Genomic DNA, 19,241 nt, shown 5'->3' on the forward strand with positions numbered 1-19,241 from the left:
GAGGAGGCGACGTGGCTACCGCAGCAAAGAAATCAGCCGGCAAGACCAAGCAATCTCCCGTCAAACCTGTGGCCAAGGCAGGGAAGGCCGTGAGCGCGAAATCCGTGGCCAAGAAGGCGGCCCTCCCCAAGGCAGCGATTAAAACTGCGAAGCCCGCCGCAAAGCCAGATGCCAAGCCGTCGCCCAAGAAAACACCCGCCAAGCCTGTGACCAAGCCCGCAGCCAAGCCCGTGGCGAAGAAGGCCACACCGGCCAAGGCCCCGTCCGCGACCAAGAAGTCCGCCGTGAAGCCCGTCGCCAAGGCAGCCGCCAACGCAGCCGCCAAGGTCGTGGCCGCCAGGACACCCGCCGCCAAGCCTGTCGCAAAGGCGGCAAGCAAGCCCGTGGCCAAGAAGCCCGCCGCGAAACCTGTAACCAAAGCGGCCGCGAAACCTGCTACAAAGACGGCCGCCAGCAAGACCACCCAGGCCGCCGCCAAGCCGGCAATGGCCAAGAAGCCCGCAGCCAAGGCTGCCCCCGTTCAATCCAAGGCGACCAGCGCGGCGCCCGCCAAGGCCAAGCCTGTGGCCAAGGCTGCCGCGATGCCCGCCACTCCGCTCAAGGCCGCGTCCCACGCTGCCCCCGCGGAGGTCAGCAAACCCAGTGTGCCAGCCATGAAAGCCGTACCCAGCAAACCCAGCAAGAAACCCGCCGCCAAATCCGACGCAGGCATGCCTGCCAACGATGCCGAACTCCTCGCCATGCCCGAGGACGACTACATGAACGAGGTCCAACAGGCCTATTTCAAGAACAAGCTCTTGCAGATGCGGGAGGAAATCCTGGAGAACGCCCGGGAGACCGGAGAGCACCTGAAGGAGAATGAGGTCTTCGCCGATCCCAACGACCGTGCCACGGTGGAAGAGGAGAACATGCTGGAACAGCGGGTGCGGGACCGGGAACGCAAGCTGCTCAAGAAGATCAACGCCTCCCTGCAGCGCATCGAGGAGGGCGAATACGGCTTCTGCCTGGAAACAGGCGAGCCCATCGGCCTGCCTCGCCTGTTGGCCCGGCCCACCGCCGAGCTTTCCATCGAGGCCCAGGAAAAGCACGAGCGCCTGGAAAAGCTCTACGCTGACTGAACCCTCGTTCGGCCTTGCCCGGGACGGCCGCCTTCGCGCGGCCGTTTTGCTTTGGTTGAAAAGGCGTGCCCATAATGTGGGCCGATGCCTTGGTGGGATGCGTGCCTGCTCCCGGCAGGGTTCCTGATGCAATGGCCCCCAGGGAGCGGGGATGATCGACGACGCCAAGACACGGTTCAACAGGTTGAAGGCCAGCGGCATGCTGCCATCGCCCCAGGGCGTGGCCCTGGCGGTGCTGGAGTTGACCCAGCGCCAGGATGCCAGCATCCAGGACCTGACCCACCTGGTGCAGACGGACCCGGCCATGGCGGGGCGCATCCTGCGCTATGCCAACGCGGTGCATGGCGGCAGCCTCCGCCACATCGCCTCCCTCTCCCACGCCATCGTCTTCCTGGGCCTGTTCCGGGTGCGCCAGATCGCCCTGGGCTTCTCCCTGGTGGACCACTACCGCAGCGGCGCCTGCAAGGCCTTCGACTACCTGGGCTACTGGACCGCCTCCCTGGCCACGGGCATCACCGCCCAGCAACTGGCGGCCCAGGCCCAGTGCCCCCCGGACGAGAGCTTCACCTGCGGCCTGCTGTCCGGCATCGGCCGCCTGGCCCTGGCGACGGTGTTTCCAGCGGAGTACGGCGAGGTGCTGGCCAGGAACCTGGGGAACCAGGCCCTGCGGCAGGCGGAGGCGGATGACTTCGGCCTGGATCATGCCGCCCTGTCGGCGGAACTGCTGGAAGATTGGGGCCTGCCGGAGATATTCCACCAGGCCGTGCGCTTCCACGAGTCTCCAGGGGAGTCTCCGTTCCCGGCGGGCTCCCGCACCCAGGCCCTCACCAACACCCTGCACTTCGCCGCCCGGGTGGGCCAGCTCCTGACCCTGGACGACGCCCAGCGCTGGGAGCGTTTGCCCTCCCTGTACCACGCCGCCGCCCAGGTGGGGCTGGAGGACACCTACGTGCCGCCCCTGGTGGAAAGCGTGGTGTCCCAGTGGCAGGCCTGGGGCCGGGAGCTGCGCCTGCCCACGCGGGAATTCAACGACATCCGCCAGTTGCTCACCGCGCCTCCCCCCGGCGGGGACGAGGCCAGCCTGTCCGCCCTGCTGGTGCTGCCCATGCGCATGGCCCTCATCGTGCACAGCCCGGACCTGCTGCGGGGCCTGGCGGAAACCCTGGATGCCATGGGCCTGGCGGTGGAACTGGCCACGGACAGGGAATCCGCCCTGCACCTGCTGAACCACGGCCAGACCGACGTGATGTTGGTGGAACTGCCGGACTGCGGCGACCGCTCCTCCAGGGCCCTGCAGGAACTACGCGCCACGGATGGGGGGCGCCAGGCCTACTGCATCGCCCTGATCCCGCCGGAAGCTGAGGGGGACGTGGCCAAGCTCATGCTGGTGGGCGCCGCCGACTACCTCCTTTTCAACTACACTGAGGCCGCCCTGCTGGCCCGCCTCAATGCCGCCCAGCGGGTGGTCTCCCTCCAGGGGGCGGTGCGAGCCGAGCGGGAGACGGTGATCCGATCCTCCGGGGAATGGGCCCGCAGCAACCGGCGCCTGCTCCAGGAGGCCCTCACCGATCCCCTCACCGGCCTGCACAACCGTCGCTATGGACTGGACCGGCTGCGCCAGGAATGGTCCTTTGCCCTGCACAGCGATGCCCCCCTGTCCTGCCTCATGCTGGACATCGACCATTTCAAGCGCATCAATGACCAGCGCGGCCACGATGCCGGGGACGTGGTGCTGGCCCAGGTGGCACGCCTCATCGAGGGCAGCTGCCGCAAGAACGACGTGGTGTTCCGCTACGGCGGCGAGGAATTCTGCATCGTCAGCCCGGGCACCCCGCCCCGGGAGGCCCTGCAGCTGGCGGAACGCATCGTCGGCGCCATCCGCCACGCCCGCTTCGGCAAGGACTCCGATCCCTTCCAGGTCACCATCAGCGTGGGCGTGGCATCCCGGGTACCGGGGCACGCCACCGACGTGGACAGCCTGGTGGCCCAGGCCGACCAGGCCCTGTACGCAGCCAAGAAGGCCGGGCGGGACCAGGTCATGGCCGCCTGGCGCCGGGAGGCCGGGGCCTGAACATGGGGGTGGCTCGACCCTGGGGCGCCTTGTTCCTCGCCTGGCTGTTCGCCCTGGCGGCATGGTGGCCCGCCCAGGCCGACGCCCAGGTCCCCCATGCCTGGGTGGAACCGGGCGCCTCGGGTCGCCCCGACGTGCACCTCTATTTCTTCTGGTCGGCCCGCTGTCCCCACTGTCTTGAGGCCAGGCCCCACGTGGAGGCCCTGTCCGGCCAGCATCCCTGGATCCGGGTCCATTCCCTGGAGATCAGCACTTCCCAGGCAAACCTGCGTCGCTATGTGGACATGGCCGCGAGCCTGGGCCAGGAGGCCCGCTCCGTGCCGGCCTTCATCTACTGCGGCCACATGCATACGGGCTGGCACGCAGTGGAGACCTCGGGCGCCGACCTGGTGGCGGGCCTTGGGGCCTGCCGGGAACAGGCAGCCCAGGGTCGGCTGGTCACCGGGCCCGGACTGGCGGAGCCCCCCCTGCGCCTGCCCCTGCTGGGTGAGCTGGACACCGCCAAGCTGTCCCTGCCCGTGCTCACGGTGCTCATCGCCGCCATGGACGCCTTCAACCCCTGCGCCTTCTTCGTGCTGCTGTTCCTGCTTTCCCTGCTGGCGCACCAGCAGGACCGGCGCCGCATGCTGGTCATCGGCGGCGTGTTCGTGCTGTTCTCGGGCCTCATGTATTTCGCCTTCATGGCCGCCTGGCTGGGGCTGTTCCGGGTCATGGGCAGCCTGCCCTGGGTGACTGCCGGCGCGGGGGCGCTGGCGGCCGTCATGGGGGTCGTCAACGTCAAGGATTTCTTCGCCTTCCGCCAGGGCGTCACCCTGTCCATTCCCGAGTCCCGCAAGGCGGACATCTTCCGGCGTGGGCGCGCCATCCTGGCCGCCGGCAATTTCCCCGCCATGCTGGTGGCCACGGTGCTGCTGGCCGTGGCTGCCAACTTCTACGAACTGTTGTGCACGGCCGGCTTCCCCATGGTCTACGCCCGCCTGCTGACCCTGCACGCGCCTTCCGGAGCGGGCCATTTCCTGTACCTGGCTTTGTACAACCTGGTCTACGTGCTGCCCCTGCTGGCCATCGTCCTGGCCTTCGTCGGCACCATGGGGGCGCGCAAGCTCAGCGAGTGGGAGGGCCGGCTGCTGAAGCTGTTGTCCGGCCTGATGATGCTGGGCCTGGGCTTGCTCCTGCTGGCGGCGCCGGAACGTCTTGGAAACCTCTGGTTGGCCCTGGGCCTGATGGCCGGGGCGGGCGGGCTCACCTGGCTGGCGGCCCGCCTGACCCGCGACAAGCGGCTTATGTAGCCCGGAGGAGCGTCGCGAGTCCGGGACAAGGATACACACAGCCCCTGGAGCCGTTACGCTCCTTCAGGCTGGAGGAGCGCCCCACGGATGGTCAGACGATGGAAAGGCCCTTGTTGTCGTCCAGGTCCGTGATGCCCCTCTGGCGCGCCAGATCCTTGAGCTGGAGGCGCAGTTCGTTCTGGGAGTCGGCGTAGCGCAGCGCCACTTCCGGTTCCACCTGGTCCGCCGCGCACAGGTCGTACAAGGCCTGATCGAAGGTGCACATGCCCAGGTCCCGGGATCTGGCCATGATGGGCTTGATCTCGTGCACCGCGCCCTTGTGGATCAGGTCGGAGATGAGGGGGCTGGCCAGCATGATCTCGATGGCGGGGGTGCGGCCGCCGCCCTTCTTGGGTATCAGGCGCTGGGACACCATGCCCTTGAGGTTCAGGGACAGGTCCATGAGCAGCTGGTCCCGCCGCTCGCTGGGGAAGAAGTTGATGATGCGGTCCAGAGCCTGGTTGGCGTTGTTGGCATGGAGGGTGGCCAGGCACAGGTGGCCCGTCTCGGCGAAGGCGATGGCGTAGTCCATGGTGTTCATGTCCCGGATCTCGCCGATGAGGATCACGTCCGGGGCCTGGCGCAGGGTGTTCTTCAGGGCTGCGAACCAGTTGTCCGTGTCGATGCCCACCTCCCGCTGCATCACCAGGCATTTCTTGTGGGGATGCACGAACTCGATGGGATCCTCGATGGTGATGATGTGGCCCCGGGTGTTCTCGTTGCGATGGTTCAGCATGGCCGCCAGGCTGGTGGACTTGCCCGAGCCCGTGGCGCCCACCATCAGCACCAGGCCCCGTTTCTCCATCATCAGGGACTTGAGGGACGGGGGCAGGCCCAGGCCGTCCATGGTGGGCACCTCGGTGACGATGTGGCGCGCCACCAGGCCCACGGAGCCCCGCTGCACGTAGCAGTTCACGCGGAAGCGGCCGATGCCGTCCAGGCTCAGGGCGAAGTTGCACTCGTTGGTCTTCTCGAACTCGGCCCACTGCTTGTCGTTCATCACCGAGCGCACGATCTCCACGGCCTGTTCCCGGGTGACGGGCTTGGCGTTGAACAGGGTCAGCTCGCCGCTGAGCTTCAGGCCCGGGGGCGCCCCCACGGTGACGAACAGGTCCGAGGCCCCCTTCTCCAGCATGGCCTTGAGCAGTTCCAGCATGTATTTGAAATAGGGACTGTCGATTTGCACGGTGTTTTCCTCCAGGTTTTATTGGGTCATGTCCGCGACCGGCAGGGGTTCATGCCAGGCGCCAGGCCAGGTTCTCGCCCGCCCGCAGGGGGGTTATGCCCGCCGGGTGGGTGGAGGGCACGGCATGGCTTTCCTTCACCAGGGTGAGGGTATCGGCATTGCGTTTCAGGCCGTAGAAGTCCGGGCCGAAGTGGCTGGCAAAGGCCTCCAGTTTGTCCAGCGCCCCCGCCGCCTCGAAGGCCTCGGCGTAGAGCTCGATGGCGGCGTGGGCGGTGTAGATGCCGGCGCAGCCGCAGGCCGCCTCCTTGGTGGGGGTCGCGTGGGGGGCGCTGTCGGTGCCCAGGAAGAACTTGGGATTGCCGCTCACGGCGGCCGCCACCAGGGCTTCCCGGTGGGACTCCCGCTTCAGCACCGGCAGGCAGTAGTAGTGGGGCCGGATGCCGCCCTGGAACATGGCGTTGCGGTTGTAGAGCAGGTGGTGCGCGGTGACGGTGGCGCCTACGCTGGCCGGAGCGGCGGCCACGAATTCCGCCGCCTGGCGGGTGGTGATGTGTTCCAGCACCACCCTGAGCCGGGGCAGGCGCTGCAGCAGGGGCACCAGGATGCGGTCGATGAACACCGCCTCCCGGTCGAATACATCCACTTCGGGATCGGTCACCTCGCCGTGCAGCAGCAGCGGCAGGCCCGCCTCCTGCATGGCCTCCAGCGCGGCGTCCACCCGGCGGATGTCGGTGACGCCGGAATCAGAGTTGGTGGTGGCCCCGGCGGGGTAGTACTTCACCGCATGGACAAAGCCGCTGGCCCTGGCCTTGAGGATTTCCTCCGGCGAGGTGTTGTCCGTCAGGTACAGGGTCATGAGGGGCTCGAAGGCCAGGCCCGCCGGCAGGGCCGCCAGGATGCGGTCCCGGTAGGCGGCGGCCTCGGCCACGGTGCGCACCGGCGGCTTCAGGTTGGGCATGACGATGGCCCGGGCGAAGCGGCGGGCGGTGTCCGGCAGCACGGCCGCCAGCATGTCGCCATCCCGCAGGTGCACGTGCCAGTCGTCGGGGCGGGTAAGGGTCAGTTTCATTTCTCGGTCTCTTTTTTCAGGCCCAGGGCCAGGTCATACAGTTCGTTCTTGCGGCCGCCGGTGAGCCGGGCCGCCAGGTGGGCCGCCTGCTTCAGGGGAAGCTCCGCCAGCAGGATCTCCAGCACCCGCCGGCCCTCCCCATCCGCCTTATCCACCTGTTCAGCCGGGGGCCACACCACCAGCACGAACTCACCGCGGCGGTGATTATCGTCCGCCGCCAGCCAGGCTGTCGCCTCGGCCAGGGGGCAGGCGTGGATCTGCTCGAACTTCTTCGTGATCTCCCGGCCGAAGAGGATTTCCCGCTCGCCCCCCAGCACCGCAGCCAGGTCTGCCACGGTCTCCTCGATGCGGTGGGGCGCCTCGTAGAACACCAGGGCAACGGGCAGGTCCCGCAGGCCTTCCAGCGCCTTGCGCCGGGCCGTGGCCTTGGGGGGCAGGAAGCCCTGGAACAGAAAGCCGCCCTCCAGGCCGGAGACCGACACGGCCGCCGCCAGGGCGCTGGCCCCGGGCACGGGCAGCACCGGCAGGCCGGCCTCCCGTACCGCCCGCACCAGACGGGCACCCGGGTCGGACAGGCCCGGCGTGCCGGCGTCGGAGATGTAGGCCACCCGCTTGCCGGCTTGCAGGTCTTCCACGATGCGCCCGGCGGCGGCGGCCTCGTTGTGCTCGTGCACCGCCACCAGCCTGGCCTGGATGCCGTAGGCGGAAAGCAGGTGCTGGCTGTTGCGGGTGTCCTCCGCCGCGATCACGTCCGCCGCTCGCAGCACGTCCAGGGCCCGCAGGGTGATGTCCCGCAGGTTGCCGATGGGGGTGGCGACGATGGCCAGGGTGCCGGGAGGGGAGGGCTGGGGGGCGTCTTGCATGGGGGTGCGGGAAGAGTAGGCCACCAGTTTACCCAATGGCGGCGCTGCATCGCCTGCCCCGGAAACCGCCGACCGTTTCGACATCCCTGGCACGACGGTGCCAAGGGCAATCTTCGGCCCCTGGCGAGAAGCTGAACAAATGCGGGTTTGTCACCCCGGCGAAGGCCGGGGTGACAAAAGAATCAGCGTTTCCTTAGCGGTCCGCAGGCTCCCCGTACAGCCGGCCCCGGCGCAGCAGCCATTTCTCGGCTTCCACCGCCAGGAACACCACGCTGGACAGCACCAGGCAGAAGGCCAGTTCCCCCGCCGACAGGGGCGCGGTCTTGAAGATGGGGTTCAGGGCCGGCACGTAGATCACCGCCATCTGCAGGGCGAAGGTGAGCAGTACCGCCCCCAGCAGGGGCATGTTGGAGCGCAGGCCCATCTCGAACAGGGAACGGCGCTCGGAGCGGATGGCCAGGGCGTGGCCCATCTGGGACAGGGTCAGCACGGTGAACACCATGGTCTGCCAGTGGCCGCTGCCCGTGTGCCAGGCCCAGGCCTGGGTGAAGATGGAAGCGCCCCCCATGAGCAGGCCCACCCACAGCATGTGCTGCCACATGCCGTGGGCGAAGATGCTTTCCCTGGGCGGCCGGGGCGGGCGCTGCATGACGCCCTTCTCGGCGGGCTCCACCGCCAGGGCCAGGCCCGGCAGGCCATCGGTGACCAGGTTGACCCACAGGATGTGGATGGGCAGCAGGGGAATGGGCAGGCCCAGGAAGGGCGCCAGGAACAGGGTCCAGATCTCCCCCGAGTTGCTGGTCATGGTGTACTTCACGAACTTGCGGATGTTGTCGAAGATGCGCCGGCCTTCCTTCACCGCGCCGACGATGGTGGCGAAGTTGTCGTCCAGCAGGATCAGGCTGCTGGCCTCCCGCGCCACGTCGGTGCCGATCTTGCCCATGGCCACGCCGATGTCCGCCCGTTTCAGGGCGGGGGCGTCGTTCACCCCGTCGCCGGTCATGGCCACGAACTCGCCCTTCTTCTGCAGGGCCTGGACGATGCGGATCTTCTGCTCCGGATCCACCCGGGCGTAGACCCGTATCTCTTCCACCACCCGTTCGAATTCCGCGTCGGACAGGCGCTTCAGTTCCGGCCCGGTGAGCACCCGGCCCTCGCCCAGGATGTCCAGTTCCCTGGCGATGGCGGCGGCGGTGGCCGGGTGGTCGCCGGTGATCATCACCGGGGTGATGCCCGCCGCCCGGCACTCGGCCACGGCCCTCTTGGCCTCCCGCCGGGGCGGGTCCATGAGGCCCGCCAGACCCAGGAATTCCAGGCCCGTCTCCAGGTTTGCCGGGGTCGGTTCGGCGGGCAGTTCGGCCAGGCGGCGGCGGGCGAAGGCCATGACCCGCAGGCCCTCGGCCGCCATCCGCTCCGCCTGGGCCGCCACGGCCTCCGGCACACCCTCGCAACGGGGCAGCAGGGATTCCGGCGCGCCCTTCACCAGTACCAGATAGTCCTCGGCCTCCGTCGGCGCATGCACCGTGCTCATGCGCTTGCGTTCGGAATCGAAGGGCAGCTCCGCCACCCGGGGGTTGGCGCTTTCCAGTTGCCGCTTGTCGTAGCCCGCCTCGTGGGCCGCCAGGAACAGGGCCACCTCCGTGGGGTCCCCCTTGGGGTGGCCGCCCCGGGTGAAGACGCAGTCGTTGTTCAGGGCAAGGGCGGTGTAGAGGTCCTCGGACGCCGTGGCCTGGCCGCCTTCCCCCAGCCACACGTCCCGCACGTGCATGCGGTTCTGGGTGAGGGTGCCGGTCTTGTCGGAGCAGATGTAGGTCACCGAGCCCAGGGTCTCCACCGCCGGCAGGCGGCGGATGAGGGCATGCTGCTTCACCATGCGCCGCGCCCCCAGGGCCAGGGAGATGGTCACCACCGCCGGCAGGGCCTCGGGGATGGCGGCCACCGCCAGGCTCACGGCGGTGAGGAACATGAGGGTGATGTCCTCGCCCCGCAGCACGCCGGCCGCGAACAGGATGGCGCAGATGGCCAGCACCACCCAGGCCAGGCGCTTGCCGAAAGCCGCCAGGCGCTTCTGCAGGGGCGTCTGGTTGTCGCCCTGGCCGGCAAGCAACCCCGCGATCTTTCCCAGCTCCGTGCCCGCGCCGGTGCCCACCACCAGGCCCAGGCCCCGGCCGTGCACCGTCACCGTGCCCTTGTAGGCCATGTTGTGGCGCTCCGCCAGGGGCGTGTCCGCGTCCCCCGCCGCCTCCAGGCGCTTGTCCATGGGGTGGGACTCGCCGGTGAGGGCCGCTTCGTCGGTGCGCAGCCCCGCCACCTCCGTCAGGCGCAGGTCGGCGGGCACCAGGGCGCCGGCTTCCAGGGCCACCACGTCCCCCGGCACCAGGGCGCCGGCCTCCAGTTCGTGCCATTCCCCGTCCCGCAACACCTGGGCGCTGGGGGCGGAAAGCTTCTTCAGGGCCGCCATGGCCCGCTCCGCCCGGTATTCCTGCACGAAGCCGATCACCGCGTTGAGCAGCACGATGACCACGATGGCGATGCTGTCCGAGGCCTCGCCCACCAGGCCGGAGACCACGGCGGCAGCGATGAGCACCAGGATCATGAAGTCGGCGAACTGGGCAAGCAGCATGGCCAGGGGGCCCCGTTGCCTGCCCTCTGGCAGGGTGTTGGGGCCGTGCTCGGCCAGGCGCTTCTCCGCCGCCTCGGCGGACAGCCCCGTCTCCGTCCGGACCTCCAGGCGGTCGGCGGCCTCGGCTGGGCTCAGGGTGTGCCAGTCATGGGTCATGGATCAGGCGCCATGGAGGTACATGGCGAAGGCGTTGAACAGATAGACGGAAAGCAGGAACAGGCTGGCCCAGCCCACGGTCTTGAACAGGCGTTTCCTGGGCCGGTAGAACAGGCCCACGATGGCGATGCCGCTCATCATCATGGCCGACAGGGCGGACACCGCATGGGCCGGCGACACCCCGGAAAGCAGGGGCCCTGGCAGGTAGAAAAGGTCGTCGATGGCCAGGATGGCCATGTTGAACAGGTTGCTGCCGAACAGGTTCCCCAGGGCCATGTCCAGGGCCCCCAGGCGCACGGCGGCGATGGACACCGCCGCCTCCGGCAGGGAGGTGACGGCGGCCACGAACAGGGTGCCCACGAAGCCTTCGCCCCAACCCGACTGGGCCGCCAAGGCCTTGCCCACGAAGGGCAGCCAGATGCCCGCCGCCACCACCACCAGGCCCGCCGTGGAGTAGCCCAGTGCCGCCTGGCGCAGGGTGATGTCCTGGTAGCGTTTGTCCGCCACGTCCGCCGTGGGCAGTTCCCGCATTTGCTCGTAGCGGTACACGGTCCGCATGGCCAGGGCATAGAGCAGCAGGATGGCCGGGCTGTACAGGCCCACGTGGCCGATGGCCGGCGCCATGCCCTGCCGGCCCAGCAGCAGGTTCATGCCCATGAAGCCGATCATGACCACGCCGAAGCCCGCCGACAGGGTGTGGCCCACATGGGCCCGGGTGTAGACCGACTCCTGGCGGTGCAGGAAGTCCAGGATGACGATCAGCAGCAGGTTGAACACGCAGGAGCCGAACACGTCGCCGGCGGCGATATCGGGTGTCTGGGCCATGCTCACTGAACTCACCCCGGTCACCAGTTCCGGCAGGGATGTCACCGAGGCCACCATCACCACCCCGATCCAGGTGCGAGACAGTTCCAGCTTCTCGGCGATCATGTCGCCATACAGGGAGAGCCGGTAGCCGGCCACGCCAATGGCCACCAGGCAAAGGGCGAATTGCAGCCAGATGATCACGCTATTCCCTTTTCGGCTTGCCCCGGCTCGTCGCCCCGGCCTCGCCCGGGAGGATCTCTATGCCCCATGCCCGGTAAATTCAGGGAGGACTGAGCGAGTTGCGGATATTTACTTCATTGTAGCCAGTGCCCGGGAAGCCGCAGCCTGCGCCCCTGCTCCGCCGTTATTCAGCGGACCATTTCACTCATGCCAGTACTTGGGATCGGCCAGCGCCTCGGCGCAGGCCACCCGCCCGCTTACCATGCCAATGATCTCCGGTCGAAGTGCCTGGACCATCCAGGCCCCCGCGTTCCGGGGGGCAATGGGGTAGGGCGCCGCGAAGCCCCTGATGCCGGCCTCGGAAAAACCGAACCGGGGGTAATAGCCGGGATGGCCCAGCACGAAGATCAGGTCCACGCCGGCCGCCGCAAGCTGGGCAAGCCCCTCCCTGATGAGGCGGCCGCCGATTCCCCGGGCCTGCTGGTCCGGGTGGACGGCGAGGGGGGCCAGGAGCGCCGCGGAAACCTCACGGTCGGACGATTCCACAAGGACCTTGCTGAACAGGATATGCCCTACCAGTTCCCCGTCCACCTCCGCCACCAGGGACAGGGTGGGACTGGCCGTCCTGTCCGCCAGCAGATCGGCAATCAGCTGGACGATCTCCGGGCCTTCTTCAACGCCGAAGGCCGCCAGCACCAGTTCGGAGATCGCCTGGAGGTCTGAATGGATGGCCTTGCGTATCTGCTCGTTCATGGAATACCTCTCTGGCCCCGGCACCCGGCTTGGGCTCTTTCACGCATGGCTCTGTCCCGGCCGAACACCGTGTCTGTAGTCATCTGCTCCATGAGGGTCTGCCGCGCCTCGGCGTCAAACCTGCCGCAGGTCATACTCGGCTTGGCCGGCAGGCGGTGCAGGACAAAACCCGGCAGGGAGGCGGTCTCGACGCCCACCAGTTGATCGGTGCCTTTCCGCTGCGCTTCGCTGTCCCCGGACATCATCGCCCTGGCGTCCAGGTCGGCGGGGGCCATGGGCACGGTGGCGCACCCCGATAGCAGGATCAGAAGGCGGGGCGACAATGCAGACGCCAAGTTTTTCACGATTCCCCCTTCTCAGAAACCCAACGTCGAAGTGAGCGCTGGATCCCTGCCGGAGCCATCGGGGATAAGGGCTTTTCCTCCCTTTGAATCTAGACCGGTTTCGGGTCGTAACGCGGGATCAGTATCCCTTCCTCGACAACGACGAGGGTCGGGGATCCTGACTCGCCGCATCGCCAGATCCTTGCCGGATAAAGCTGGGAGGCTGGCTGCCAGCCCTGGGGAACAAACTCGAATAACCAGTTGGAATGGCCTGGCTCGCTAACCGTGGCATGGTAGTGGTTGTCGGTATCCCAGCAGGTGATGGTCACGAAGACCTCGCCGTGGGTCGGCGTGCCGGCATCGTAGGCGCTGATCGCCGCCACGATATTCGGGCCGGCCCGTTGTTCCGAAAACCCGACGACGGCCAGGAAGGCGGCAAGCATCAACGGCACGGGGTGCCAGAAAACAAGGGCGGCGATCAAGCCCACTGCCGCGGCGACAAGAAAACCCGTATGCATGTGGGCCGCATACCCCAAAGTGGGCCGAAGCACCGCGATTTGACGTTCGACGGACAGGCTGGTCATCGAGTCTGCTTGAGGTGCCGGGTCTGTTTGCCGTCCTTCTCGTCCTTATGCATCGTGAATTCGGAGGCGCCAGGCGGCGTCTTCAGCTTCCACGGATTGTCCTTGGGGCGACTTGGCAACGTGACCATGGCCTTCCTGTCAGGTGATGGATCAACCTTCTGCACCATGGCGCCGAACGTAAGTCATGACCGGGCCACGGAGGCAGGCAAGCGGGTTGGGCGTCACTGCTGCGACCCCCAACGGGCGAACGGATGGATTGCAAGGTTGGAATTGAAGTACCTCGCGTCATGGGTTACCTCGCCACCCAGCCAAGGCGGTCGTGCAAACGGCTCGGCCTCACTGCCTAGTTCAATTTCAGCAACCACAAGGCCGCGGTTCTCGCCGAGAAACTCATCGATCTCCCAACTATGGTCGCCATGTTGAATCCTGTGGCGAAGCTTCTTCACGAGGGGACCGTCACACATGCCAAGCAGCGCCTCGGCGTCCGCGAGCGGGATCTGGTACTCGAATTCAGACCGGGTCGCGCCTGTCGTGATGCCCTTGACGGTGAGGAAGGCCTGGGTACCGGTGATTCGCACCCGTACAGTCCTGTGCTTGTCCCGATTGAGGTAGCCTTGGCTGATGCGAAGCGGATCCCCTGTATGCCAGTCTGACCCCAAAACGAGGAACTTGCGTTCGATTTCTTCCGACATCAAATTCCCCCGTGTGAGATGCTCAACGTTCAAGCTCAGGGGCGCGAAGCCGGCTTGACGGCGGAGCGACCCTTGGAGCGGCGGGTTGGGGCTTGTGCGTCAACATAGGCGTCGATGAGCCGGCGAATCATGCGTTGGTAGTGGGTGTGGTGTTTTGTGGCCTCGGACTTGAAGAACTCAATGCTCTTCTTGCTCAGTGCCAAAGTTACTTTCACACCCTCTTCGCGAAATGCCAATTCGGCTGGCGAGGGGAGAAAGTCTGCAACCACCTGAACCTTGCCGAGGGGTTCATCCGTGTATTTGATTTTCGCGCTCATAGATGGCCTTTCCTTTGCGCCAATAACCGGCGCCGATGATCCGAATAACCGAAGCGCGGTAAGTGAACCGCACCGTGAGCACACCGCCATCAACTTCGCCGAAACAGTAGAACCGCTCTTCGGCCTGGCTGTGTGTCTCGTCCTTGGCAATCACGCGCTGAGGGTCCGCGAAGACGTATTGAGCACTGAAGAAGGAGACGCCGTGCTTTCCCTGATTCTCGGTGTCCTTGGCAGGGTCCCATTCAAAGCGAGTTTTTACCATGGGCACAGAGTAGTACTAGACCATACAAAACGCCATACGGAGATATGGAAAATCCATAACGTTCATGCTCAGGCGCACACAGCCGGCTTGCCGGCGAAGCATCCGTCTGGAGCGAAAAGTCAGGTCTTGGCTGGCCAGGCAATCTCTACCTGCCGATGCTGCATAACGCAGTCGCGGAGGTAAAGATTGATCAGGCTCTGGTAAGGAACCCCGGCATCAGCCGCCATGCCTTTGAAGTAGGCAACAACGTCTTCGGACAGACGCATCGTCACAGGCTTCTTGAGCTTGGATGCGTAGGGGTTCCTGCGCGATTTCATCTTGGAAAGATCGTATTCGGCTTTCATGGCGTTTCGCTTCCATAAAAAGTACTTTCACGCTTGGTGGCCTTGCGAGCGGAAATGATGCGGATGGTGTTCCCTGCATCCCGTTCGCAGTGACAAACAAGAAGCAGTCGTGCTCCCGTGCTCATGCCCAGCAACAAGAAGCGCTCTTCGTCACCCGAGTGATCTTCATCGAAGAACTGAACGGCAAACTCGTCATAGAAAACGGATTGGGCTTCCTCGAAGGAAACCCCGTGCTTTCTGGCGTTGGCCTCAGCCTTGGTTGCGTCCCACTCGAACTTAATCATACATACAGTGTATTGAAGAAGTTGAGCATGTCAAGGCTGGCTGCATGCGCAAAAGTCGGCGCAGGCGGGACGGATATAATCGTGGTCTGTCCCCTGTTTTGTGTCCCCTGTTTTGCGTTCGCAGTGACAAACAAGAAGCAGTCGTGCTCCCGTGCTCATGCCCAGCAACAAGAAGCGCTCCTCGTCACCCGAGTGATCTTCATCGAAGAACTGAACGGCAAACTCGTCATAGAAAACGGATTGGGCTTCCTCGAAGGAAACCCCGTGCTTTCTGGCGTTGGCCTCAGCCTTGGTTGCGTCCCACTCGAACTTAATCATACATACAGTGTATTGAAAAAGTTGAGCGTGTCAAGGCTGGCTGCATGCGCAAAAGTCGGCGCAGGCGGGCCGGCTGTAATCGTGGTCTGAACACTCAGCCAACAGGCAATCGACTTTAAGGTTGGGCATCTGGAGTCGGGCCACAGCTAGTTCTGGGCAAGCAGGTTCACATATGCGCTGAAGCGAAGGGGCGCAATATCCTCCACCGCACTGGCTTCATCGACTTCTTGCAAGTAGCCGTAAGTCGGCTTCATCGTCCAGCGAAGGTAGCGCCTGGCGCCCGCCAACCCAATGTATGAGATTGCCTTGTCATTGGCTTCGCCCTGGCTAGGCTGTGACCACCATATCCTTGTAAGCGATGCGGGTGCGTCGACTACGAAGACTGAGCCAGGCTGTAGATGGTTTTCCGTTACAGGCGATCCTGGATTGCCCATTCGCTGACCATTTACGATGATGACCGGCTTCCCCCACATACCCACCAGTACCTGCGGCCGGTAAATGATGAGCCTAATGCTTTCGGCGGGCTGCTGAGGAAAGGGAAATATTGCTTGTCGCTCATTCTGGGTGGATTGAACCTCTGCTGTTGTGGAACAGCCGGTGAGCGAGATACTCACGGCGGCTAAAAGTAATTTGAGCAAATTCCAAGACTTCATTTTCATTCGATGTTTTACTCTGATGCCCAACGTTTAGCTTGAGGGGCGCGTAAACAGGCGGCAAAGCCGGCTGTTGGAGCGTCCCTCTCGAAGCGATTGTTAGAGCGCATATGCAACGAACTTCAGCATTGTGGATGTAAAGCGCGCTGCAGTTACTGCACCAGCACAAGCAGCAGTCATGAATGACTCGCCCTGATACATGCCAATTACTCCTGCAACAAGAATACCTATGAGAAACAACAGGGCAGCAGTGCTCATGAATCTATCAATCAGCTCGGCCAAAGACAAAGAGCTTTTCTCTGTTTTCCAAATGACAAACGGGAACCCAAGTGCCCCGAGAAAAAGCACACCGAAAAAAATTAGCATATCGCTGCAACCGGACGCGGTGGATATCCCCAAGAAACCCGCGAGGCCAACAATAACCGGCACACGCCAGAACTTGAGTATTGGATTGAAAACAGTTGATTCCATCGCTCTAACGTAAATTCAAAGGCAAAACTGACATATATCGTCAGACATATATGACGTATAACTTGGCAGTGTCACCATAACCTCCTGTTTTGTAATGTGCTGCTTTGATAACTCATGGCGCAAGAACTTGGCGAAGGTGGCGCGCAACCCAAGCCCCGTTTGATGGAGCAGGTGCGTGCGCGTATCCGCACATTGCATTACAGCCTTCGCACAGAGCAATCCTATACCCACTGGATCAAGCGTTTCATCCATTTTCACGGCCTTCGGCATCCAGCAGAAATGGGGGGTGCGGAGGTGGAGTCCTTCCTGTCCTCCTTGGCTGTGGAACGCCAAGTTTCCGCCTCCACACAAAAACAGGCATTGTCTGCTTTGTTGTTTCTTTACCGGGAGGTGTTGCGGGTTGAACTCCCCTGGCTGGATGGCCTGACCCGGGCCAAGCAACGGCAGCGAATCCCTGTGGTTCTAACCAGGGCCGAGGTTATGCGCGTTTTGGATTTGATGGAGGGTACCCATGGCCTGATGGCGCGGATTATCTATGGGGGCGGTTTGCGACTGATGGAGTGTGTGCGTCTGCGGGTCAAGGACGTGGATTTCGAGCGCATGGAAATCACCGTGCGGGAAGGCAAGGGGGGCAAGGACAGGGTGACCATGCTGCCCACTGCATTGGTCGAGCCGCTCAGGGCCCATTTTGTGAAAGTGCGGGCGCTTTTTGATGGCGATCGTGCCCAGAATCTTCCGGGCGTGCAGATGCCCGACGCCCTGTCACGAAAGTACCCGAATGCTGCCACCAGTTGGCCCTGGTACTGGGTGTTTCCGGCAGGCGAATTGTCCGTGGACCCCAGGAGTGGGGTGCGCCGTCGCCATCACATCTATGAGCAGACCCTGCAGCGCGCCATCAAGCGAGCGGTGAGCATGTCGGGCATCAGCAAGCCGGCCAGTACTCATACATTGCGGCATTCCTTCGCTACCCACCTGTTGCAGTCCGGCTATGACCACGCGTCGAGTGCAATGCCTGCCATTCATGGCGGGCTGAGCGAGGCAAGCGTAAGACTCGGGGGCCGGCAGGCCTCGCTCTGTATCGTGGGGAGCACCCGGTATTTACGCGGGGTGCTTCACATCCGCACCGTGCAGGAGCTGCTGGGCCATTCCGATGTATCTACCACCATGATCTACACCCATGTGCTGAACAAGGGCGGGCGAGGTGTGGTGAGCCCCCTGGATGTCTGAAGTGGCGGCTGGCAAGGGCCAGGCCGCGGAACAGGCGGCAGCGGATTATCTGGTGTCGCGGGGCCTGCGACTGGTGGCGCGCAACTGGCGCTGCAAGGGTGGGGAGATCGACCTGGTGATGCGGGATGGGCCCACCCTGGTGTTCGTGGAGGTGCGGGCCCGGGGCGGCATGGGCTTTGGCGGGGCGGCGGCCAGCATCACGGCCGCCAAGCAGGCCCGGGTGATCCTGGCGGCACGGCATTACCTGATGGTGAATGGGGTGGACGCCCCCTGCCGCTTCGACGCGGTGCTGGTGCAGGGGGGGAGGCTGGAATGGCTGAAGGGGGCTTTCGAAGCCTAGGGCTATAATGCCCCCGCATTCCTTCCTGACCCGCCCATGTCCCTCAGCCTTCGCATCCAAGACCAGTTCCAGGCCAGCGTCCAGGCCACGCAGGATGGCATGGAGTCCCTGGAGGAGCCCATCGAGCAGGCGGTGCAGGTGTTGACCGAGTGCCTCATGGGGGCGGGCAAGATACTGGTCTGCGGCCAGGGGGCTGCGGGCTTGGCGGCGCGGCACATGGCGGCCATCCTGGCGGACCGTTTCGAGCAGGACCGGCCCGGCCTGGCGGCCATTGCCCTGGAACGGGACGGGGCCGCCATGATGGACGACGCGGACCCGGTGCGGGGCCTGGCCCGGCAGGTGGCGGCCCTGGGCCACCCCGGCGATGCCCTGGTGGCTTTGTCCATATTCGGCGAGACGGATCTGGTGAAGCATGCGCTGCGCGTGGCCCGGGATCGGGACATGCGGGTGGTGGCGGTCACCGGTGGCGATGGGGGCAGCCTGGCCGAGATGCTGGCGGAACAGGACGTGCTGATCTGTGTCCCTACCTCATCCGCCCCCCGGGTCATAGAGACCCAGTTTCTGGTTATCCATTGCCTGTGCGATGGCATCGATTACTTTTTGTTAGGAGCCTGAAATGAGCAAGTTGCCCGTGCGTGAATTGATCCTTACCGCCCTGCTGGGCCTGGGGGCTGTCCAGTTGTCCGGCTGCGTGCCCGTGGTGGCCGTGGGTGCCGGCGCGGGCATCATGATGGCGGAGGATCGCCGCACCTCCGGTACGTATCTCATGGACGAGGAGATCGAGCTCAAGGCGATAGGCCGCATCCGCGAGTCCTTCGGCAAGGAGGTGCACGTCAACGTGACCAGCTTCAACCGCCGCGTCATGCTTACCGGCGAAGTGCCCAACGACGAGATCCGCGGCAAGGTGAGGGAAACCGTGGCGGCGGTGCCCAACGTGCGGGAAGTGATCAACGAGTCCGTCATCGGCGGTACCAGCAGTTTCGGTGCCCGCAGCAACGACGCCTACCTGACGGCCAAGGTGAAGACCCGCCTGTTCGACGACAAGCGCTTCAACGGCAACCACGTGAAGGTGGTGACCGAGGCCGGCACGACCTTCCTCATGGGCCTGGTGAAGCGTGACGAGGGTGATGCCGCCGCCGAAGTGGCGGCCCGGACCAAGGGCGTGAACAAGGTGGTCAAGGTGTTCGAATACATGGAGTAAGCCCGCTGGACGCGGCACGGGCCATTGGCGCTTGACCCCGGTGCCGCCAGGCCTAACCTTGCGAGGAGAGA

Annotated in this window: 22 protein-coding genes and 2 pseudogenes; 8 read left to right on the top strand and 16 right to left on the bottom strand. The window is 64.9% G+C overall.

Annotated features, from left to right (window positions below; genetic code table 11):
• Positions 1 to 11 precede the first annotated feature (11 nt).
• The 3 genes from dksA to H6935_11825 all read left to right on the top strand — a co-directional run bounded on the left by dksA (position 12) and on the right by H6935_11825 (position 4,478).
• Positions 12 to 1,118: an RNA polymerase-binding protein DksA gene (gene dksA / locus H6935_11815; GenBank protein MCP5279032.1), complete on the top strand. Its 1,107-nt coding sequence runs from the start codon at positions 12 to 14 to the stop codon at positions 1,116 to 1,118.
• A 151-nt stretch (positions 1,119 to 1,269) separates the two neighbouring features.
• A complete protein-coding gene (locus H6935_11820; GenBank protein MCP5279033.1) occupies positions 1,270 to 3,189 on the top strand; it encodes a diguanylate cyclase in 1,920 nt (639 codons plus the stop codon).
• An 8-nt stretch (positions 3,190 to 3,197) separates the two neighbouring features.
• Complete coding sequence (locus H6935_11825) at positions 3,198 to 4,478, top strand: hypothetical protein (GenBank protein ID MCP5279034.1); 1,281 nt, start codon at positions 3,198 to 3,200, stop codon at positions 4,476 to 4,478.
• Between the two features lie 91 nt (positions 4,479 to 4,569).
• Here H6935_11825 and H6935_11830 read toward each other — a convergent pair whose 3' ends face one another.
• From H6935_11830 to H6935_11905, 16 genes are all read right to left on the bottom strand, one after another.
• On the bottom strand, positions 4,570 to 5,673 hold the full coding sequence (locus H6935_11830; GenBank protein MCP5279035.1) for a PilT/PilU family type 4a pilus ATPase: 1,104 nt from the start codon (positions 5,671 to 5,673) through the stop codon (positions 4,570 to 4,572).
• A gap of 79 nt (positions 5,674 to 5,752) precedes the next feature.
• Positions 5,753 to 6,772 carry a dihydroorotase gene (gene pyrC, locus H6935_11835; protein ID MCP5279036.1) on the bottom strand — a complete coding sequence of 340 codons (1,020 nt, stop codon included), beginning with the start codon at positions 6,770 to 6,772 and terminating at the stop codon, positions 5,753 to 5,755.
• A complete protein-coding gene (gene rsmI / locus H6935_11840; protein ID MCP5279037.1) occupies positions 6,769 to 7,635 on the bottom strand; it encodes a 16S rRNA (cytidine(1402)-2'-O)-methyltransferase in 867 nt (288 codons plus the stop codon). The genes pyrC and rsmI overlap by 4 nt, the downstream gene beginning before the upstream one ends.
• A gap of 193 nt (positions 7,636 to 7,828) precedes the next feature.
• A complete protein-coding gene (locus H6935_11845; protein MCP5279038.1) occupies positions 7,829 to 10,414 on the bottom strand; it encodes a cation-translocating P-type ATPase in 2,586 nt (861 codons plus the stop codon).
• A 3-nt stretch (positions 10,415 to 10,417) separates the two neighbouring features.
• Positions 10,418 to 11,422, bottom strand: a complete 1,005-nt coding sequence (locus H6935_11850; GenBank protein MCP5279039.1) for a sodium:calcium antiporter — start codon at positions 11,420 to 11,422, stop codon at positions 10,418 to 10,420.
• Positions 11,423 to 11,602: 180 nt separating this feature from the next.
• On the bottom strand, positions 11,603 to 12,154 hold the full coding sequence (locus tag H6935_11855; protein MCP5279040.1) for an N-acetyltransferase: 552 nt from the start codon (positions 12,152 to 12,154) through the stop codon (positions 11,603 to 11,605).
• Complete coding sequence (locus H6935_11860) at positions 12,151 to 12,477, bottom strand: hypothetical protein (protein ID MCP5279041.1); 327 nt, start codon at positions 12,475 to 12,477, stop codon at positions 12,151 to 12,153. The genes H6935_11855 and H6935_11860 overlap by 4 nt, the downstream gene beginning before the upstream one ends.
• A gap of 110 nt (positions 12,478 to 12,587) precedes the next feature.
• Positions 12,588 to 13,061 (bottom strand): hypothetical protein, encoded by a 474-nt coding sequence (locus H6935_11865; GenBank protein MCP5279042.1) that lies wholly within the window; start codon positions 13,059 to 13,061, stop codon positions 12,588 to 12,590.
• Positions 13,062 to 13,282: 221 nt separating this feature from the next.
• Positions 13,283 to 13,753, bottom strand: a complete 471-nt coding sequence (locus H6935_11870; protein MCP5279043.1) for a CYTH domain-containing protein — start codon at positions 13,751 to 13,753, stop codon at positions 13,283 to 13,285.
• A 35-nt stretch (positions 13,754 to 13,788) separates the two neighbouring features.
• Positions 13,789 to 14,070: a hypothetical protein gene (locus H6935_11875; GenBank protein ID MCP5279044.1), complete on the bottom strand. Its 282-nt coding sequence runs from the start codon at positions 14,068 to 14,070 to the stop codon at positions 13,789 to 13,791.
• A complete protein-coding gene (locus H6935_11880; GenBank protein ID MCP5279045.1) occupies positions 14,042 to 14,332 on the bottom strand; it encodes a BrnT family toxin in 291 nt (96 codons plus the stop codon). The genes H6935_11875 and H6935_11880 overlap by 29 nt, the downstream gene beginning before the upstream one ends.
• A gap of 119 nt (positions 14,333 to 14,451) precedes the next feature.
• Positions 14,452 to 14,676, bottom strand: a complete 225-nt coding sequence (locus tag H6935_11885) for a BrnA antitoxin family protein (GenBank protein ID MCP5279046.1) — start codon at positions 14,674 to 14,676, stop codon at positions 14,452 to 14,454.
• On the bottom strand, positions 14,673 to 14,960 hold the full coding sequence (locus H6935_11890; GenBank protein MCP5279047.1) for a BrnT family toxin: 288 nt from the start codon (positions 14,958 to 14,960) through the stop codon (positions 14,673 to 14,675). The genes H6935_11885 and H6935_11890 overlap by 4 nt, the downstream gene beginning before the upstream one ends.
• A gap of 30 nt (positions 14,961 to 14,990) precedes the next feature.
• Positions 14,991 to 15,278, bottom strand: coding sequence for a BrnT family toxin (locus H6935_11895; GenBank protein ID MCP5279048.1), 288 nt, complete (start codon positions 15,276 to 15,278; stop codon positions 14,991 to 14,993).
• A gap of 146 nt (positions 15,279 to 15,424) precedes the next feature.
• Entirely contained in the window at positions 15,425 to 15,937 is a 513-nt protein-coding gene (locus H6935_11900) for a hypothetical protein (GenBank protein ID MCP5279049.1), read from the bottom strand.
• Positions 15,938 to 16,030: 93 nt separating this feature from the next.
• Positions 16,031 to 16,402, bottom strand: coding sequence for a hypothetical protein (locus H6935_11905; protein ID MCP5279050.1), 372 nt, complete (start codon positions 16,400 to 16,402; stop codon positions 16,031 to 16,033).
• 114 nt (positions 16,403 to 16,516) lie between these two features.
• Here H6935_11905 and H6935_11910 point away from each other — a divergent pair.
• The 5 genes and pseudogenes from H6935_11910 (at position 16,517) to H6935_11930 (ending at position 19,170) form a co-directional block, all read left to right on the top strand.
• Positions 16,517 to 17,395: pseudogene (locus tag H6935_11910) on the top strand (integron integrase).
• A gap of 123 nt (positions 17,396 to 17,518) precedes the next feature.
• Positions 17,519 to 17,629: pseudogene (locus H6935_11915) on the top strand (tyrosine-type recombinase/integrase).
• On the top strand, positions 17,622 to 17,969 hold the full coding sequence (locus tag H6935_11920) for a YraN family protein (protein MCP5279051.1): 348 nt from the start codon (positions 17,622 to 17,624) through the stop codon (positions 17,967 to 17,969). The pseudogene H6935_11915 and the gene H6935_11920 overlap by 8 nt, the downstream one beginning before the upstream one ends.
• A 36-nt stretch (positions 17,970 to 18,005) precedes the next feature.
• Entirely contained in the window at positions 18,006 to 18,584 is a 579-nt protein-coding gene (locus H6935_11925) for an SIS domain-containing protein (protein ID MCP5279052.1), read from the top strand.
• Between the two features lies 1 nt (position 18,585).
• The gene (locus tag H6935_11930) at positions 18,586 to 19,170 is read left to right on the top strand and encodes a BON domain-containing protein (GenBank protein MCP5279053.1); all 585 of its coding nucleotides are present in this window, start codon (positions 18,586 to 18,588) and stop codon (positions 19,168 to 19,170) included.
• Positions 19,171 to 19,241: the final 71 nt, after the last annotated feature.

Origin of the sequence: Thiobacillus sp., from assembly GCA_024235835.1 — a bacterium.
Classification (GTDB): Bacteria; Pseudomonadota; Gammaproteobacteria; order Burkholderiales; family Thiobacillaceae; genus PFJX01.

Bases quoted from the DNA above. Each gene is read 5' to 3' on its own strand.
- H6935_11880 (MCP5279045.1), bottom strand. From the start codon at position 14,332: ATGGTAAAAACTCGCTTTGAATGGGACCCTGCCAAGGACACCGAGAAT.
- H6935_11865 (MCP5279042.1), bottom strand. From the start codon at position 13,061: ATGACCAGCCTGTCCGTCGAACGTCAAATCGCGGTGCTTCGGCCCACT.
- H6935_11830 (MCP5279035.1), bottom strand. From the start codon at position 5,673: ATGCTGGAACTGCTCAAGGCCATGCTGGAGAAGGGGGCCTCGGACCTG.
- H6935_11920 (MCP5279051.1), top strand. From the start codon at position 17,622: ATGTCTGAAGTGGCGGCTGGCAAGGGCCAGGCCGCGGAACAGGCGGCA.
- H6935_11855 (MCP5279040.1), bottom strand. From the start codon at position 12,154: ATGAACGAGCAGATACGCAAGGCCATCCATTCAGACCTCCAGGCGATC.
- rsmI (MCP5279037.1), bottom strand. From the start codon at position 7,635: ATGCAAGACGCCCCCCAGCCCTCCCCTCCCGGCACCCTGGCCATCGTC.
- H6935_11885 (MCP5279046.1), bottom strand. From the start codon at position 14,676: ATGAAAGCCGAATACGATCTTTCCAAGATGAAATCGCGCAGGAACCCC.
- H6935_11900 (MCP5279049.1), bottom strand. From the start codon at position 15,937: ATGAAAATGAAGTCTTGGAATTTGCTCAAATTACTTTTAGCCGCCGTG.
- H6935_11925 (MCP5279052.1), top strand. From the start codon at position 18,006: ATGTCCCTCAGCCTTCGCATCCAAGACCAGTTCCAGGCCAGCGTCCAG.
- H6935_11870 (MCP5279043.1), bottom strand. From the start codon at position 13,753: ATGTCGGAAGAAATCGAACGCAAGTTCCTCGTTTTGGGGTCAGACTGG.
- H6935_11895 (MCP5279048.1), bottom strand. From the start codon at position 15,278: ATGATTAAGTTCGAGTGGGACGCAACCAAGGCTGAGGCCAACGCCAGA.
- H6935_11845 (MCP5279038.1), bottom strand. From the start codon at position 10,414: ATGACCCATGACTGGCACACCCTGAGCCCAGCCGAGGCCGCCGACCGC.
- H6935_11820 (MCP5279033.1), top strand. From the start codon at position 1,270: ATGATCGACGACGCCAAGACACGGTTCAACAGGTTGAAGGCCAGCGGC.
- H6935_11905 (MCP5279050.1), bottom strand. From the start codon at position 16,402: ATGGAATCAACTGTTTTCAATCCAATACTCAAGTTCTGGCGTGTGCCG.
- pyrC (MCP5279036.1), bottom strand. From the start codon at position 6,772: ATGAAACTGACCCTTACCCGCCCCGACGACTGGCACGTGCACCTGCGG.
- H6935_11930 (MCP5279053.1), top strand. From the start codon at position 18,586: ATGAGCAAGTTGCCCGTGCGTGAATTGATCCTTACCGCCCTGCTGGGC.
- H6935_11875 (MCP5279044.1), bottom strand. From the start codon at position 14,070: ATGAGCGCGAAAATCAAATACACGGATGAACCCCTCGGCAAGGTTCAG.
- H6935_11890 (MCP5279047.1), bottom strand. From the start codon at position 14,960: ATGATTAAGTTCGAGTGGGACGCAACCAAGGCTGAGGCCAACGCCAGA.